General features: G+C 64.1%; 16 protein-coding genes. 3 read left to right on the top strand and 13 right to left on the bottom strand.

Annotated elements, in window-relative coordinates:
* The first annotated feature begins 14 nt into the window (after positions 1 to 14).
* On the top strand, positions 15 to 1,427 hold the full coding sequence (locus GRI65_RS06625; protein WP_160755764.1) for a L,D-transpeptidase family protein: 1,413 nt from the start codon (positions 15 to 17) through the stop codon (positions 1,425 to 1,427).
* Positions 1,428 to 1,436: 9 nt separating this feature from the next.
* On the opposite strand, the gene GRI65_RS06620 is transcribed toward GRI65_RS06625, so the two are convergent.
* The 5 genes from GRI65_RS06620 to ispG are packed head-to-tail and all read right to left on the bottom strand — an operon-like array spanning position 1,437 to position 6,001.
* Complete coding sequence (locus GRI65_RS06620; protein ID WP_160755763.1) at positions 1,437 to 2,159, bottom strand: murein L,D-transpeptidase catalytic domain-containing protein; 723 nt, start codon at positions 2,157 to 2,159, stop codon at positions 1,437 to 1,439.
* 23 nt (positions 2,160 to 2,182) lie between these two features.
* Positions 2,183 to 2,704, bottom strand: coding sequence for a thioredoxin family protein (locus GRI65_RS06615; RefSeq protein WP_332872613.1), 522 nt, complete (start codon positions 2,702 to 2,704; stop codon positions 2,183 to 2,185).
* Positions 2,701 to 4,149, bottom strand: a complete 1,449-nt coding sequence (locus GRI65_RS06610; RefSeq protein WP_160755762.1) for an NAD(P)-binding protein — start codon at positions 4,147 to 4,149, stop codon at positions 2,701 to 2,703. The genes GRI65_RS06615 and GRI65_RS06610 overlap by 4 nt, the downstream gene beginning before the upstream one ends.
* A complete protein-coding gene (locus GRI65_RS06605; RefSeq protein ID WP_160755761.1) occupies positions 4,146 to 4,865 on the bottom strand; it encodes a hypothetical protein in 720 nt (239 codons plus the stop codon). Before GRI65_RS06605 ends, GRI65_RS06610 begins: the two co-directional genes overlap by 4 nt.
* Positions 4,865 to 6,001 carry a flavodoxin-dependent (E)-4-hydroxy-3-methylbut-2-enyl-diphosphate synthase gene (gene ispG, locus GRI65_RS06600; RefSeq protein WP_160755760.1) on the bottom strand — a complete coding sequence of 379 codons (1,137 nt, stop codon included), beginning with the start codon at positions 5,999 to 6,001 and terminating at the stop codon, positions 4,865 to 4,867. The genes GRI65_RS06605 and ispG overlap by 1 nt, the downstream gene beginning before the upstream one ends.
* A 143-nt stretch (positions 6,002 to 6,144) precedes the next feature.
* Between ispG and GRI65_RS06595 the strand changes: the two genes are divergently transcribed.
* Positions 6,145 to 7,155, top strand: a complete 1,011-nt coding sequence (locus GRI65_RS06595) for a zinc transporter ZntB (RefSeq protein WP_160755759.1) — start codon at positions 6,145 to 6,147, stop codon at positions 7,153 to 7,155.
* 7 nt (positions 7,156 to 7,162) lie between these two features.
* On the opposite strand, the gene GRI65_RS06590 is transcribed toward GRI65_RS06595, so the two are convergent.
* The 3 genes from GRI65_RS06590 to GRI65_RS06580 form a co-directional block, all read right to left on the bottom strand.
* On the bottom strand, positions 7,163 to 8,482 hold the full coding sequence (locus GRI65_RS06590; protein WP_160755758.1) for a sensor domain-containing phosphodiesterase: 1,320 nt from the start codon (positions 8,480 to 8,482) through the stop codon (positions 7,163 to 7,165).
* 80 nt (positions 8,483 to 8,562) lie between these two features.
* A complete protein-coding gene (locus tag GRI65_RS06585) occupies positions 8,563 to 8,784 on the bottom strand; it encodes a BufA1 family periplasmic bufferin-type metallophore (protein WP_160756509.1) in 222 nt (73 codons plus the stop codon).
* 198 nt (positions 8,785 to 8,982) lie between these two features.
* Positions 8,983 to 9,498, bottom strand: a complete 516-nt coding sequence (locus tag GRI65_RS06580; RefSeq protein ID WP_160755757.1) for a GNAT family N-acetyltransferase — start codon at positions 9,496 to 9,498, stop codon at positions 8,983 to 8,985.
* Between the two features lie 104 nt (positions 9,499 to 9,602).
* Between GRI65_RS06580 and GRI65_RS06575 the strand changes: the two genes are divergently transcribed.
* Complete coding sequence (locus GRI65_RS06575; RefSeq protein WP_232843987.1) at positions 9,603 to 10,628, top strand: isoaspartyl peptidase/L-asparaginase family protein; 1,026 nt, start codon at positions 9,603 to 9,605, stop codon at positions 10,626 to 10,628.
* Here GRI65_RS06575 and bla read toward each other — a convergent pair.
* From bla to GRI65_RS06550, 5 genes are read right to left on the bottom strand one after another with little or no spacing between them, the layout of a single operon-like run.
* Positions 10,618 to 11,553, bottom strand: coding sequence for a class A beta-lactamase (gene bla, locus GRI65_RS06570; protein ID WP_160755756.1), 936 nt, complete (start codon positions 11,551 to 11,553; stop codon positions 10,618 to 10,620). The two genes, GRI65_RS06575 and bla, sit on opposite strands and share 11 nt — an antisense overlap.
* Positions 11,550 to 12,017: a GNAT family N-acetyltransferase gene (locus GRI65_RS06565; RefSeq protein WP_160755755.1), complete on the bottom strand. Its 468-nt coding sequence runs from the start codon at positions 12,015 to 12,017 to the stop codon at positions 11,550 to 11,552. Before GRI65_RS06565 ends, bla begins: the two co-directional genes overlap by 4 nt.
* A 13-nt stretch (positions 12,018 to 12,030) precedes the next feature.
* Complete coding sequence (locus GRI65_RS06560; RefSeq protein WP_160755754.1) at positions 12,031 to 12,951, bottom strand: RDD family protein; 921 nt, start codon at positions 12,949 to 12,951, stop codon at positions 12,031 to 12,033.
* Positions 12,948 to 14,012 (bottom strand): stage II sporulation protein M, encoded by a 1,065-nt coding sequence (locus tag GRI65_RS06555; RefSeq protein ID WP_160755753.1) that lies wholly within the window; start codon positions 14,010 to 14,012, stop codon positions 12,948 to 12,950. Before GRI65_RS06555 ends, GRI65_RS06560 begins: the two co-directional genes overlap by 4 nt.
* Positions 14,009 to 15,337 (bottom strand): DUF58 domain-containing protein, encoded by a 1,329-nt coding sequence (locus GRI65_RS06550; protein WP_160755752.1) that lies wholly within the window; start codon positions 15,335 to 15,337, stop codon positions 14,009 to 14,011. Before GRI65_RS06550 ends, GRI65_RS06555 begins: the two co-directional genes overlap by 4 nt.
* Positions 15,338 to 15,339 lie beyond the last annotated feature (2 nt).

Genomic DNA, 15,339 nt, shown 5'->3' with positions numbered 1-15,339 from the left:
GGCTAAGTGTTGTTATGAAGAATTCTCTGCGTTTCTCGTTGCTTGCGGCTGCAGCCTTGGCCGGGTTCGGGGCGGTTCCGGGCGCGGTAATCGCGCAGCAATCGGCGCCAAGAGATATTCTTCCGCCCGAACGGACCATCCCGAGCCAGCCGGTCGAAGCCGAAACGGGCGTCGTGGTGTCCGGCCAAACTGCAAAACCCCAGTCGGTTGCCGAAGCCTTTTCGGAAGAAGTGGTCCAGGAAGTTCCTTCGATCACCCAGCCGTGGCCGGTGAAGCACGCCAAGACGCTGCTGACCATGATTGAGGGTATCGGGTCCGAAGGGCTCGACCCGGTGGATTACAATCTCGTCGCCTTGCGCGCCGCGATCCAGGCGGGGCCGAGCGCGGAACTGGACGAGATCGCCAGCCAGAGCTTTGCCTTTCTGGTCGAGGACCTGCGCGATGGGCGCACGCCGATGGACGCGCGCAAACAATGGTTCGTGTTCGATCCCGACGCGGACCGTTATCCGACCGCGAAACTGATGGGTGACGCCCTGGCGAGCGGTGACCTGGCCGCTACGCTGGCCCGGATCAATCCGGAACATCCCGACTATGCGCGGCTGAAGGAAGAGCTGGCCAAGACACCGGCTGCAAACAAGAAGCGCCGCCAGATGATACGGGCCAACATGGACCGCTGGCGCTGGCTCGCCCGCGATCTGGGTAGCCAGTACCTGATGACCAATGTGCCCGAATTCCAGCTGCGGCTGACGGTCAACGACAAGATCATGCGGACCTACAAGACGGTGGTCGGCAAGCCGGGCCGGACCGCTACCCCGCAGCTCGCGGAAAGTGTCGAAGGGGTGATTTTCAACCCGACCTGGACGGTACCGCAGTCGATCGTGAAGGGCGAAGGCCTCGGCGCACGCGTGCTGTCCAACCCGTCATGGGCACGCAGCAACGGTTACAAGGCGACCAAGGGCGAAAACGGCTGGGTAACGGTCGTCCAGCAGCCGGGGCCGGGCAATTCGCTTGGCCTGATGAAGCTCGACATGCCCAATCGCCATGCGATTTTCCTGCACGATACGCCCTCGCGCCATCTGTTCGCCACCGACAACCGTGCGCTCAGCCACGGTTGCATCCGTACCGAGCGCGCGACCGAACTGGCGATCACGCTGGCTATCCTTCAGGGCGGCATGACCGCGCAGGAAGGTGTCGACCTGATCAAGGGCGGGGAATACACCAAGGTCGCATTCCAGAAGCAGATGCCGGTCTACATCACCTATTTCACCATGGCGCAGGATATCGACGGTAAGCTGTCGACCTTTGCCGATATCTATGGCCGGGATGCGCCGGTTCTTGCCAGCTTCGACGCTCCGCGCCAGCCCAACCGCGCGCGTGTTACCGGCGAGCAGGTGATCGTGATCGAGGACGACCTGCGAATCTCGTAAGGTCTGGGGTTAGTAAACGCCGGGGTTGAGCTGCTCGAGCCCGACGGGGTTCTCAGGCATCAGCACTTCGATTTCGCGCCGCTGGTCTTCCGGGATCACGCTGCCATCCGCTTGCAGCCCGAGACTGTCGGCGTACAGCACCCGACCTCCGCCGAGGTGGAGCAAGGCGAGCTTGAAATCGGCGTCGCTCATCGCGAAACAGCCGTTCGATCGCCCGAGCCGGCCCCATTTGGCGAGGAATTCCGGTTCCGCATATTTGGCGCGGTGCATCACGATCGCACGGTCCAGCGCGTTGGAGTTCGTCGCATCCAGCCCTTCGAGCCGGATCGAGGTGCCATACCGACCAGTGTACCAGCCGTAGGTCATATAGGCGCCCTTGCTAGTGCAATGGGACCCGTCTTCGTTGGAAAACCAGTTCAGCCAGCCGTCGTGCTCCGGATCCGATCCGTCGCCGTGGCTGACGAGATAGGAATCGACCCTGCCTGCCTCCAGATTGACGAAGTGAAACCTCGGTTCGGACGAACGCAGGCCGAAATCGGCAATCCCGACGAAATCGGTCCGCCACAGCATGCTGCCGGCCTTCGCCTGCTGCTGCTTCGCGATCTCCATCAATTTCCGGTCACGGAGCCCCAGCGACGATGCCTGGGCAAATGCCCGCGGTATGCCGACAAGGCCTGCACCGAGCGAAAGCCCGGCGGCCACACTGCCTACAAGAAGTTCACGCCGTTTCATGGTACCGCTCTACCTTACCAAACCTATCGGGTTGGTGAATATGCTTTTTCGGCGGCAAGGCTGGCCAGTTCGTCGAAGATTGCATCCTCGCTCCGGCTGGCCGCATTGCGCCAGCTTTGCGCGGTATCGGCATTGCGCAGCACGCCGTCCTGCCCGATCACCAGCACGGCGGGGGTACCGGTGATCCCGTCCAGCCCGAACCGGCGGGCGATGTCTTCGTTATGGCCATCGCTGGTTTGCGGCATCCCGACATTGACGTAAACCACCTCGTATCGATCGGCCAGCAGGGCGGTAAAGCGGGGCGTTTCCAGCCAGCCCGCGAGCGCGCGGCTGTCATGGCACCAGTTAGCGCCCATCACCAGCAGCACGTTTTTCCCGGTTAGCTGCGCCCGGGCCAGTCCTGCGTTGAGGTCGGCAGACGCGTCCCTGCCTGCCACATAGGCGCGCGCCTCCGGATGGGACTGGGCCATGTCGCTCGTCGCGCAGCTTGCCAATGCCGGCAAGGCGAGGGACGCCAGCAGGAACCGCACCGCGATACTTCTCACTTGGCGTTATGCTCCGCGCGCGCGGCCACCGCGAGCCGCTGAAGGGCGGGGATCCCCTTGGCGATCGCAGCCTTGAACGGACCCAGCGCTGCCAGCTTCGGACTGCCTTCCTGCGCCAGAGCGGCAACGGTCGGGCCGGTCGGGTCGAGCCGTGATTTCGCCAGCCAGCTGCTGACCTGTGGATTTTGCGACCAGCCCCCTCGGTTCATCATGTTGGCCAGCAGGGCAAGGGCGTAGGTGTTGGGGGTGTCGGTGAGCGGGCCCGGGCGCGCCAGCGCGTTCTTTGCCTCGTCGTCCTCGAAATTCGCTTCAAGAAACGCAGCCACCGCGGCGCTCAGGGTAACCAGCGGAACGTGCAGGGCTAGCAGGGTAATCCGGTCTCCATCGAACAGCGGAAGCTGGGCGTTGTATTCGTGAAAATCGACCGCCGTGGCTGTGCAGTCGATGAACAGGGCATCGTCCGGTACGGTCTCTTGCTGGCCCGCAAAGGTCATCATGCCGGGCGCAATTGCCTGGACGCGGCCGTGACGGATTACGCGGGTGATCTGGCGCAGCAGGGCGACTTCGCCTTCCGAGATGGTCGCGAAATGGAACATCTCCGGTTTCACCGACGGATCGAGGCGCAGCATGTATCCGCCGCGCCCCAGGATTTCGAACATCTCGTCGCCGGTGGCCGCTTCTGCCGCGGCGTTTAGCTGGGCGATCTGGCTTTCGATCACTGCCTCGAAGAAATCCGGGCCCGGCTGGGTATAGGTCCGGTTGATCAGCCAGGAATCGCGCGGCCGCACCCAGGTGATCCGGTCGGGTTCCACCCCGGCTTCCAGCAACCAGACGCCGGCGTCCATCGCCGTCTTGCCCGCGCCGAGGATGACGTAATGTCCGGGCAGATCATCTCCGCGCATCCACAAATCGGGCAGCTGCCCGGGAATGGCTAGCGGGGTGCCATCGGCCACGTCGAACTTGCGGGTGTGCGTGGCGGGGACCGAGGTCTTGTAGAAGGTCGCGTCGACCAGCTTGCGGCGGACCGTCACGTGGCTTTCCTTGCCCGACAGGATCGACCTGAAGCGGGCCACCCCGTCTTCCATGCCGAGATATTCCGACAGCGGGTGATAGCTCACCCGGCCGCTTGGCAGCAGGCGGCGGTTCATCAGCCGCACGAAATAGGCGGACACTTCGGCTCCACTGGCGAGGGGGAACAGGCCTTTATTCGGACCGGACAGATCCACCGTATCATCGCCGAATTCCATCGAATTGACGCCGTAGAACGCCGATGGCTGGTGCAACGCGACAAACGAATAAGCATCGTTCCAGTGGCCGCCGGGCTTCGCGTGCTTGTCCACGAAGGTGATGTGACAGTCCGGGTCTTCGTCCAGCAACGTATCGGCGAAGGCCAACCCGACAGCACCAGCGCCGATGATCAGGTAGTCGGTCTCTGGCGCGGTCATGATGGTTCTACCTGCAAACGGTCCGCTTCGTAGCCATGATGAAAGGCGGTCCCGGCTATTGCTGCCAGCAAACCCACCACAAGCGCGTCGAAAATCATCAGAGACCAGACAATCGAACTGTCCGCGCCGAGAGCCCAATCGTGATTTTTGCCGTGGAGCCACTGTAACGGCACCCACGCAACCGCAGCGAAAACCAGGATCCGCAGGGACGCGAGCCAGCCGGTTCGAAACACGGATTTCAAGCTGGCCTGCCGGTCGCCAACAAGGCCCGCGACCAGCAACGCAATAAGGGGCAGTGTGGCGATGCTGATGACCACGCCCAGAATTCCCGCCGCGTCATCTCCGATAACCGGGCCAAGCGCCATGCTGGGTATTCCGGTGACGATGATCAGGACCAGCGCAAGGGCAAGATTTGCCCAGGCAATCGTACGCAGGTCCCACCATTTCTCGCCTCGGGAACGCGCACCCCAAAACCGGGTGGCAGCCAGGATAGCGAGCAACAGGCCGGCAAGCTTCAGATAACCCCACACCATCCGGCGCGGATCATCGGCCATGGCCCTGAAGGCTTCCTTGCTGTCGAACATGCCGATCCGGATTTCGGCAACATGCTGGATGAATTCGGGAACGACGATCAGGGCGACGATCACCGGAGCCAGCCAGAACAGTGAAACACCGTCGCGCAGGGTCTGAACCAGGCGAACGAATGTGGCCCGCATTACTCCGCGGCTTCGGTCAAATTGTCGGCATCGGTCATCCCGGCCTCGATTTCGGCCGCCTTTGCCTCGACCAGTTCAACAATGTGGTCGAGCATGACGCCGGATTGCACATGATGGTCGGTAACCCCCGACAGGTAGACCATGTGCTTGCCATTGCCGCCGCCGGTGATGCCGATGTCGGTTTCGCGCGCTTCGCCGGGGCCGTTGACCACGCAGCCGAGGACGGACAGCGACAGCGGTGTCTTGATGTGCTGCAGCCGTTCTTCCAGCGCCTGGACGGTGCGGATGACATCGAAGCCTTGCCGCGCGCAGGACGGGCAGGATACGACCCGCACGCCGCGGGTCCTGAGACCCAGCGCCTTGAGCATTTCAAAACCGACGCGGACTTCTTCTTCCGGTTCGGCCGACAGCGAGACCCGGATCGTGTCGCCAATCCCGGCCCACAGCAGATTGCCCATTCCGATGGAGGATTTGACCGTCCCGCCGATCAGCCCGCCGGCCTCGGTAATACCCAGATGCAGCGGGCAATCGACCGCGTCGGCGAGTTGCTGGTAGGCTGCAACTGCGAGGAACACGTCGCTGGCCTTTACCGCGACCTTGTATTCGTGGAAATCGTGGTCCTGCAGCAGCTTGATGTGGTCGAGCGCGCTTTCGACCAGCGCTTCGGGGCAAGGCTCGCCGTATTTTTCCAGCAGGTCCTTTTCGAGACTGCCGGCGTTGACCCCGATACGGATTGCGCAGCCGTTGGCCTTGGCGGCGCGAACCACTTCGGCGACCCGTTCGCTCGATCCGATATTGCCGGGATTGATCCGCAGGCAGGCGGCGCCGGCATCGGCGGCTTCGAGGGCGCGTTTATAATGGAAATGGATGTCCGCCACGATCGGGATTTTCGCCGCGCGGACGATCTGGCCGAGCGCCGCGGTGCTTTCGACGTCGGGGCAGGACACCCGCACAATATCCGCCCCGGCATCTTCGCAGCGGCGAATCTGGTCGATGGTGGCGGCCGCGTCGGACGTCAGCGTGTTGGTCATGGTCTGCACGGTAATCGGCGCATCCCCGCCCACGGGGGTGTTCCCCACCATGATCTGGCGGCTCTTGCGGCGTTCGATGTCGCGCCAAGGTCTGATTGATGACATGCCCGCCTTATAGATTGAATAGGTTTCAGGTGGAAGGCCAAGTTCGCGGCGGAGATTTCTCCCGGAAACTGCGGCCCGGCAAGCGCCAATTGCCCCGCGCAAATGTGCATTGTCTAGTGCGGTGTAATCCGCAAGAAGGCCCAATGACCGAAGCTGTATTCCTGACCGACGCCGGCCTTGGCCCCACGCCCTTGCTGTTCGGCCGGGTTCTCGACGGAAAAGGCGGGGGCCGCCCGATCGACTGGGCGCAGGCGCTGGAATGGAAACCGGGGGCGCCGGGCGAAGTCCTGTGGGTCCACCTCAATCGCAGCCGCCCGGGGGTGAGCGAATTGCTCCAGAGCGAACTCGGCATCTCCCGCACGACGGCGGAATTGCTGGTCAGCGACGAGACGAGACCGCGTGCGTTTCGCGAAGGGGACACGCTGGTCTCGACCTTGCGCGGGATCAATTTCAATCCCGGTGCCCAGCCGGAAGACATGGTCTCGATGCAGCTGTGGTCGGACGGCAAGCGCCTGATTACGCTTCGCCGCAACCCGCTGCAGACGCCGCGCGATACGCTGGCGCTGATCGATGCGGGGACCGGACCCAGCGATGCAGGCGCGCTGGTCACTTCCCTGGTCGAATTCATGATCATGCGGATGAACCGGTCGATCGTCGATATGAACGCCCATATCGACGCGCTGGAAGAAGCCGATACCGGGGAAAGCGCGGAGCAGGTGCTGGAAGAAATCTCCGTGATCCGGCGCAACTGTCTGGGCCTGCAGCGCCATATGGGACCTCAGCACGAAGCGCTTGAATCGATTTCCCGCGATGCGCCAGAATGGTTCGAAGAGCATGACCGGCGCGAGATCTTCGAAACCATCGAACGCCTGCGCCGCTATCTCGACGATATAAATATCAGCAAGGAAAGCGCGGTGATGGTGCAGGACGAACTGCGCGCGCGCGCTGTCGCCCGGTCCGGCCGGACGAACTACCTGCTGACGATAGTCGCGGCGGTTTTCCTGCCGCTGAGTTTCGTCACCGGCTTGCTCGGGATAAACGTCGGGGGCATGCCGGGGGTCGCAAGTGACCACGCGTTCTGGATCGTGGTCGCGCTATGCCTGGGTATCTTTATGGTCCAGCTGTTACTGTTCTGGAAATGGAAGTGGCTATAGCTCTACGTCAGGCCTGAAGCCGCAGGTTCCCGACCGTCACCCCGGTGCTGTGACCGCCGGTTCCCGGCAGGCTGGCGGTGGTCGTTACTTCACCGCATTCCACCCCGAGCAGGAGCTGCTGCGAGGCGACGACCGGCAGCGGCGGGCTGTAGAAATAGCCTTGGCCATACGTAATCCCGAGATCCGCCAGAATATCGCGTTCGGCGGCGCATTCGATACCCTCGGCGACCAGCGAACAGCCGATTTCTTCGGAGAATTTAACCAGCGCACCGGCCAGCGCCCGGCGGGCCGGATCGCGGAAGATGTCGCGCGTCAGGCTCATGTCGAGCTTGAGGATATCGGGCGCCAGATCGACGATATGGCGCATACCGGCATATCCTGCGCCGACATCGTCGATGGCGATCCGCGCCTTGGGGCTGAGTGTTCGCAGGGCCTTTGCCAGCGCAGCGAAGTCGGTGACTTCCTGGTGTTCGGTAACTTCGATAACCAGCTGTGATCCATCGTGATCCGCCAGCGCCAGTTCCAGCGCGCCCGAGATGATCGTGGCGGGGGAGGCGTTGATCGACATGTAATGCCTGGCCGGCACATAGGGCAGCGTCGCCAGTGCGGAACGGACGGCGAGCATGTCCAGCTCCACCCCCATGCCGATCTCGTCGGCTTCGTTGAACCAGCAGTCCGGCCCGCGCGTGCCCGCGTCGGGAAAGCGGGCAAGGCATTCCACCCCGGCAGGCAGGTTGTCCGCCAGGAAGTGGATCGGCTGGTGGAAGATCGTCAGCCGCTTGCCGTCGATCAGCTTGCCGATGGTGTTCTGCAAGGCGGACCGGCGGACATCGACCTCCAGGTTGCTTTCGATCTGTTCGGTCGCCAGTGCGGCGAAGGCCCGCAGCACACCCACATCGCGTTCGGTCATGCTCCGGTCCGGGGTTCGGCTGAGCGCGCAGAAACTGCCGTAGACGGTTCCGTCGGACAGCCGGAGCGGGACGTTGAGATGGCAGCCGACTGGCAGCATATGGGTGACTGCCAGGTCCTGCGTCATCGGAAAGTCAGCCGGGTCCTGGATCAATTCGGGCAGATTGCCCTGGAGCACATGCCAGCAATAGCCGTTTTCCTTCGGCTCCCGGTAACCCGGGCCCATCGGCAGGTCGAGGTCGGAACTGACGTGCATCAGCTCGCGGTCGTCATCGACATAGCGGGCGACAAAGGCGATCTCGACCCCGAGATGATTGCGCACTGCGCCAAGGATCCTGTCGATCCGCGAATCCTCAATCAGATCCCCATCCGGGATCCCCTCGGCGAACGCGTGTTGCAGGCTGGGTACATGAACCATGTCCGTAGGTATCGCTGGGAAATGCTAACACCTCGCAAAGTATGCACTTCAGGCCATGCTCCCAGTCTGCAATCATCGATTCAGCGCTTGATGGGCGTCAGTGAGCCCTTGCCCTTGGGTGTTTCCATCTTGGTGCAGGTACCCTTGTCGACCAACTTCCAGGCGTTCCCCTGATAGTCGGTCTTGGACGTGCCGGCGCAGCTGGTGCCCGGTCCGGCCGCGCAATCGTTCTTGCCGGCCTTGGCCACGCCGTAGCATTTTTCCCTGTCCCCGCTTTTGGCGGCGACAGGGGTGGTGGCCATGCCAGCGGCGATTCCGGCGGCCAGCGCGATCCCGGCGAAGCGTCCTACAGAAGTCTTGATCACAGTCTTTCTCCAGCTTTCGAAGTTCAGGAAGCACGGTCCCGTAGACAGGAACAGTGCAGTTCCGGCGTTGGCCGGGACTGCCTCGGAGTTCGCAAGACGTTTTGAGAAAGTTACAGCGGCCGCGGCCCCCGGGCTTCAATCCAGCCGCAGTTCGTACAGGAACTCGGCGTCGCGTTGTTCCCCGACCCAGAAGCCGATATCGGCGATCTTGGAAAAGCCGTAACGCTGGTAAAACCGTTGCCCGCCGAAATTCTCGCTGTAGACCGACAGCTGGACCGCATCGCAGCCGCGCGCGCGGGCTTCGGCCAGCGCCCACTCCATCAGGGCCGCGCCGATGCCAAAGCCGGTCTTGTCCGGCGCTGTGTACAGCTGGCCCAGTGCGATCGGATTGCGGGCGTCCGAATGTTCGGCGTACCAGCTCGGCTGACGCAGCTTGCAAAAGCCGGTCAGACCGCCGGCGTCCTCGGCCAGTTGGTGGATATATTCCGGCGCGGCAACCTCGGCCGCCACGGCGGGTTCGGAATAAGCCTGCTCGAGAAATATCGCCAGGTCCTCGGGCCGGTACAGGCCCTCGAACGCGGCGCAGAAACTGTCCCGGCCCAGCGCGGCAAGGGCGGGAACATCTTCGGGAGTGGCGGGGCGGAGAATCATGGTGAAGCGGCCACTACAGCTATTGGCCGTGCGAATGAAGCCCGCTGGCCGCGCCGCGGCAATTGGGGCTTTGCGCGGGGCGATTGTGTGTTAGCTATCAATGCATGAACCGCACCCCCAACCGCGTCCCGACGCGCTTCGCCCTGATCGCCGCAATGGCCCTTTCCGCGAACCTCACCCAGCCAGTGCGCGCTCATGACAGTACCGACGCAGCGCCGGGTTGGACTTTCGCGATCCACGGCGGCGCTGGCACGATGGACCGGGGCCGGATGACGGCGCAGCAGCAGGCAGAATACAAGGCCGCGCTGCAGGCAGCGCTCGATGCGGGCAGCGCCGTGCTACGCAATGGCGGCAGCGCGCTGGAGGCCGTCCGCGCCGCAATTCTCCTGATGGAGGACGATCCGAAATTCAACGCCGGGCGCGGGGCGGTGTTCACTTGGGAAGGCGCCAATGAACTGGACGCGGCGATCATGGACGGGCGCGACCGTTCCGCCGGCGCGGTCACTGGCGTCACCAGTGTGCGGCATCCGATCCTGCTCGCCGACGCTGTCCGGATGGACGGGCGGCACGTGTTTCTCAGCGGCGCGGGTGCCGAGGAATTCGCCAGCGACAAGGGCCTTGAAACCATGCCGCCAGAATGGTTCGCGACGGACGCCCGCCGCGATGCGCTGGAACGGCTGAAAGCGGAAAAGCTGTCCGCGATGGATGTCGACCACAAGTTTGGCACCGTAGGGGCGGTGGCGCTCGACAGTGAGGGCCATCTTGCGGCAGGTACGTCCACCGGCGGCCTTACCGGCAAGCGCTGGGGCCGGATCGGCGATGCGCCGATGATCGGTGCGGGCACCTATGCGGATGATCGGGTCTGCGCGGTATCCGCCACTGGCGCGGGCGAGTACTTCATCCGTGCTGGTGTGGCGCATGAAATCTGCGCCCGGATGCGGATCGGACGCGAGGGCCCGCAGGTTGCCGCCGACGCGGTGATGGCAGAGGTCAAGGAGCTGGGCGGCGACGGCGGGGTAATCCTCGTAACGCCTGCGGGCGAGGCGGTCTTCTCCTTCAACACGACCGGAATGTACCGCGGCCGGGCGACCAGCGGCGGAGTGAACGAAGTCGCGATTTTTACGGAGTGACGCCGGAAGGCGCGGTGCCTTGCGCGAATTGCGCCAGCACCTCGCCAACCTGCCGCAGGACATTTTCGGACACCGGGTCTGTTCCCTGCTGCGGCTTGGGTGATCGGTAATACGCCGCAAAGGTGTTGGCGTCCCCGCCGGGCGGTACGGCGAAACCGATGTCGACATAGAGGCCCCCCATCCCGGGCCACGTCGACGTGCCGGTCTTGTCGCCCGCATTCCAATCTTTTGGCAGACCTGCCCGAACCCGCCGTGCGCCGGTTTCGGTTTCTTCCATCCATTGCCGCAGAAGCGCGCGCCGCTCGGCAGCAAGCACATCGCCGAACAGGATCCGTTCGTTCGTAAGCGCCATGGCGTGGGGGGTGGTGGTGTCGCGCACTTCACCCGGCGGCACGTTGTTGAGCGCCGGTTCCGTCCGGTCGAGCCGACTGGCCTCGTCTCCGATATCGCGCCAGAACCGGGTCAGTCGCTCCGGTCCGCCCAGCCGCCCCAGCAGGAAATTGGCGGCGGCGTTGTCGCTTGTCTTCTGGGTGGCCTCCGCCAGTTCAAGCAAGGTCGCGCCTTTGTCTACTCTGCTGGTAGTGAACGGCGAAACAGGCATCAGGTCGCCCCGGGTCCAGCGAATGCGTTCCTGCGCGTTCACGGTGCCGTCCTGGTCCAGCTTCAGCACCAAGGCGGCGAGTGACATCTTGAACGAGGAGCAATGACCGAACCTCTGGTCCGCCTTGTACCCCACCGTCTGGCCAGTCGCGGTGTTGCGGATGGAGACTCCCAACGTGCCGCCCGCCGCGGCTTCGATGATCCGCAACTTTGCCGCCAACCGGCCCGGCGGGCCTGGATCCAGGGGAACGCAGCCTGAAAGAAGGCCGACGGTTGCGAATCCGGCGGTCGTTCCCACCAGCACGGTACGGCGGTCGCAATTCATAAATGCTTCTCCATGCAGATGCTGAAATCATCGGAGACGTACTCACCGAACGCGGGGCACTCGCGAAAGCCGAAACTCTCGTAGAGTTTTCGTGCAGGCAAGAACGGTTCCGCGTTGCCGGTTTCCAGTCCAAGCCAAGTGTAGCCCCGGTTGCGGGCTTCGGTCATCAGGTGGACCAAAATAGCCCGCCCCGCACCTTGGCCGCGGAATTTCGGCGCTGCTCGCATCGATTTGAGTTCGCCCCGGCCCGGCCGCAATTCCTTCAGCGCCCCGCAGGCGGCCAGCGCGCCGCCGTCCCACGCCGAATAGAACGTCACGTCGGCTTCGCGGAGCCGTTCGGCGGGCATCGCGTGCACCTTGCAAGCGGGCGACCACCGGTGCATTTCGGCCAGGTGAAGCGCGAGCAGTTCGGTAATCGCTGCGCCGGTCAGATCGTCCCGGATAATCGTGAACCTGTCACCCATCGCCATTCCCCGATCAGGAAAACTTGTCCGCCTTGCGCTTGCCGAACCGCATGCCCCCTTCCAGCCGCGCGCGCAACTGGGCGTAGAACGCTTCTAGGAAAGCCCGCTCGTCACCCACGCCGGGATGCCAGCCGATCTTGCGGCAGATGGTTTCGGCCACCGCCGCGATTGCTTCGGGCTTGTCGTCGCGCAGGACCCGTTCGAGCGTCTGCAACTCGTATTCTCCGTAGACCGCCAACTCGCCCTCGCCGAATTTGTATTCCACTCCGGTGATATCGCTCGATCCAAGCCGCGCTGCGCCTTCGGTGGATAGCGCGGCGGCGAGGGTCTTGCGCGGCGCTTCCACTACCCAGGTCCCGGCCACCAGATCGCCCGCGCGCATCGCATCCCGGTTGAACACCGCGAACAGCATGAACACCAGGAACCACAGCATCGCGGCAATCCCGGCTGGCCCACCTTCGCCGCTGGGAGCGGTCAGGACAAACACCAGTGGCAGGAAAATCTCGATATCGCGCAGCAGGTTGCGGGCGATCACCGCCTCCGCCGTCAGCCGCCCTCCGTCGCGCGCCGCAACCCGCAGGCCGACCAGCCGCTTGCCAGGGGTGGCTCCGCGCGGCCCCATCTCGAATGCGAGGAAATAGCCGTACCGCGCGAGGAACAGGAAGATGATGTAAGCGATGAAGATGAATTCAGCAGCGCCGCCGAGGTTTTCGGCATCGCCAACCCGGTCGATCAGCCCGCTGAATGTCCAGCCAAGCAGCAGGCTGACAGCGACAACGGTCATGGTAATGATCAGATAGTCGATGATCAGCGCACCCGCGCGGGCCGACCGTGCGCCGACGATGAAGGGCAGCGCGATCCCTTCCGGTGTGACTACGGTACGGCGGCGCTTGGCGCTCGCGGCTTCATACGGGGTGGACGCGGACCGGTTCATACCGCGTCATCCGTGACCCGCTTGCGGCGAAAGGCGAAGAAATAGCCCAGCCACAGCGCAAGCATCGTCATCCCGATCACGAAGCGTTCGTTGGTGCCGAGCAATTGACGCGGGAAGGCTTCCAGCACCGCCGCGAGGATCAGCATCAGCACCACGCCGGCCATCACCTGCGCTGCCCGGCGTCCGCTTTGTGCCGCCGCGGTCATGATCGAGCGCGCGCCCGGAAACGCCATCGAGCGGCCGATATGGATCCCCGCTGCGCCCGCCAGCAGGATCGCGAACATCTCCGTCGTGCCGTGCACACTGAGCCAGGCGGCGAATTCGTAAGTCAAACCGGCTTCGGAATAGAGCCACCACATTGCGCCGAGCACGGCCATGTTGTGCACCAGCAGCATCAGCGACGGCACCCCGAAAGCGAACCCGAGCGCAAAGGCGAGGATGCAGACCCCCGCGTTGTTGCTGAACAGCGATGCCGCAAAAGTGCTGAGGCCCGCGGCGCTTTCCTCGATCGCCAAAGTTTGCCTGAGCGCTTCGCGACTGGCACCGGGAACGCGGCTGTCCATGAACTGGCCGGGGACCAGCCGGTAATACCATTCCTGGTCGCGCGACACGAGCAGGTACCCGGTGACGGTGCCCGCGATCATCGCGGCGAGCGCGATGCACATGTCCAGCCAGATTTCCCGAACCGACCGGCTTAGGCCGCCACCGAGAAAGCCCCGAAACCAGCCGAAGAACCCCTGGCGAGGCCCATAAACCTGGAACCATGCGCGCTGGACCAGCGATTCCAGATAGGCCAGCGTCGCCTTGTCGAGCGATGTTTCACGCGCCACCGCGAGGCTGGAAGCGGCAGTCCGGTAAAGCACCGGAAGCGCCAGCACATCCTCGTCCGGCAACCCGCGCAGCCGCCCGCTTTCCATCCGCTTCAGGATGCTTTCGAGCCGCATCCAGTCGCCTTCGCGTTCCAGCCGGAAGCGGTCGGACCGCAGCGCCGCGGCCTCGATGGCAGGCGGTGCATCGACCGTTTTCTTGCTGAACCAGCCTCGGATCGCGGGTGCTTTCATCCGATGGTCCCCGAACGCTTGATGTCCAGATAGCTGTCGATCAGGCGGTAGCCGATCCGGTCCCACGGCGCTTCGATGATGTCCACGCCCATCTGCCGCAGCCGCTGCAGCACCAGCGCGCGCTGCCGCGCCAGGGTATCGGCGCTGACGGCCATGGCGATGTTGGTCAAGGTGGTCGGCTCTGCAGCGGTCAGCGCGGCAATTTCGGAATCCTCGATCGTCACGAACAGGACGAGATGCTTTTTCACCAGCCGTCCGACGCTCTCGATCATCATCTCCGCCGCCGTGGGGTCGGTGAAATCGGAAAACAGGATCACCAGCGAACGCCGCTTCAGCCGCTCGGTCAAAGTGGCGAGCGCGAGGGTGAAATTGGGTTCCTCGGCATGATAGTCGAGGCTGGCCGCCGCGCTCTGCAATCGGGAGAATGCACGGCTCTCCGCCACGAACGGGGTGAACACTTCGGGGCGCTGCGCAAAGCCGAACAGCGCGACCCGGTCGCCGCCTTTCAGCGCCACATAGGACGCGGTCAGCGCAGCGGTCACCGCTCGGTCAATGCGGGGCAGGCCGTCGACCGGTTCGCACATCGCCTGCCCGCAATCGAAAGCGAACACGATCTGGTTGTTGCGTTCGCTCTCGTTCTCGCGCGCGAACAGCCTCGTGTGGCGGGCGCTGGCTTTCCAGTCGATCCGGCGGCGGTCCATGCCGGGTTCGTATTCGCTGAGCGCTTCGAACTGTGTCCCTTCGCCGCGTATGCGCCGCGCAATCAGCCCAAACTGGGCATCGCGCAGGTAATTCTGCAATTCGGGCGAGCGGACCGGGGCAAGATCGGGCCAGATGCGGATTGTCTCATCCACTTCGCGCCGGACCTGCCGTGCGCCCAGCCCGAGCGGTCCGGTCCAGCGGAGCCACAGCGTGCTGACCCCAGCGGAGCCGCGGCGGCTGGGTGTCAGGATCGCGCTGCCTTGCCAGATGCCTGTTTCCGCTTCAAATTCGAGCGGGACGGTCGCGGTGCCTGCCGGGCCCAGCCGCGGGTCGAATTCCAGCGCAACCTCCGGCAATGACCGGCTGGCCCGTCCGGCAAATTCCGCGAGCACCCGGATGGTGAGCGGTTCGCCCACTTCTGCGTCCGCCGGTGCCTGCAGTTTCCAGTCGGCCAGCCGCCCGGCAACCAGCCCGTCGAGCAGCACCAGCACCAGCAGGGCGGCACCCGCCGCAGGGGCGATCACCCACGCCCCCGGCGCAGCGGCCGCGATCAGGATCGCGAGCGGTGCTGCCAGCGCCGTCAGCCATGCCGCGCGGGCCGTGGGGAGGATCGACAGGGCCATGC

Source organism: Allopontixanthobacter sediminis (assembly GCF_009828115.1).
Lineage (GTDB): Bacteria > Pseudomonadota > Alphaproteobacteria > Sphingomonadales > Sphingomonadaceae > Allopontixanthobacter > Allopontixanthobacter sediminis.
Note: the sequence above shows the minus strand (reverse complement) of the source record. Positions and strands in the feature narration are given on the sequence as shown.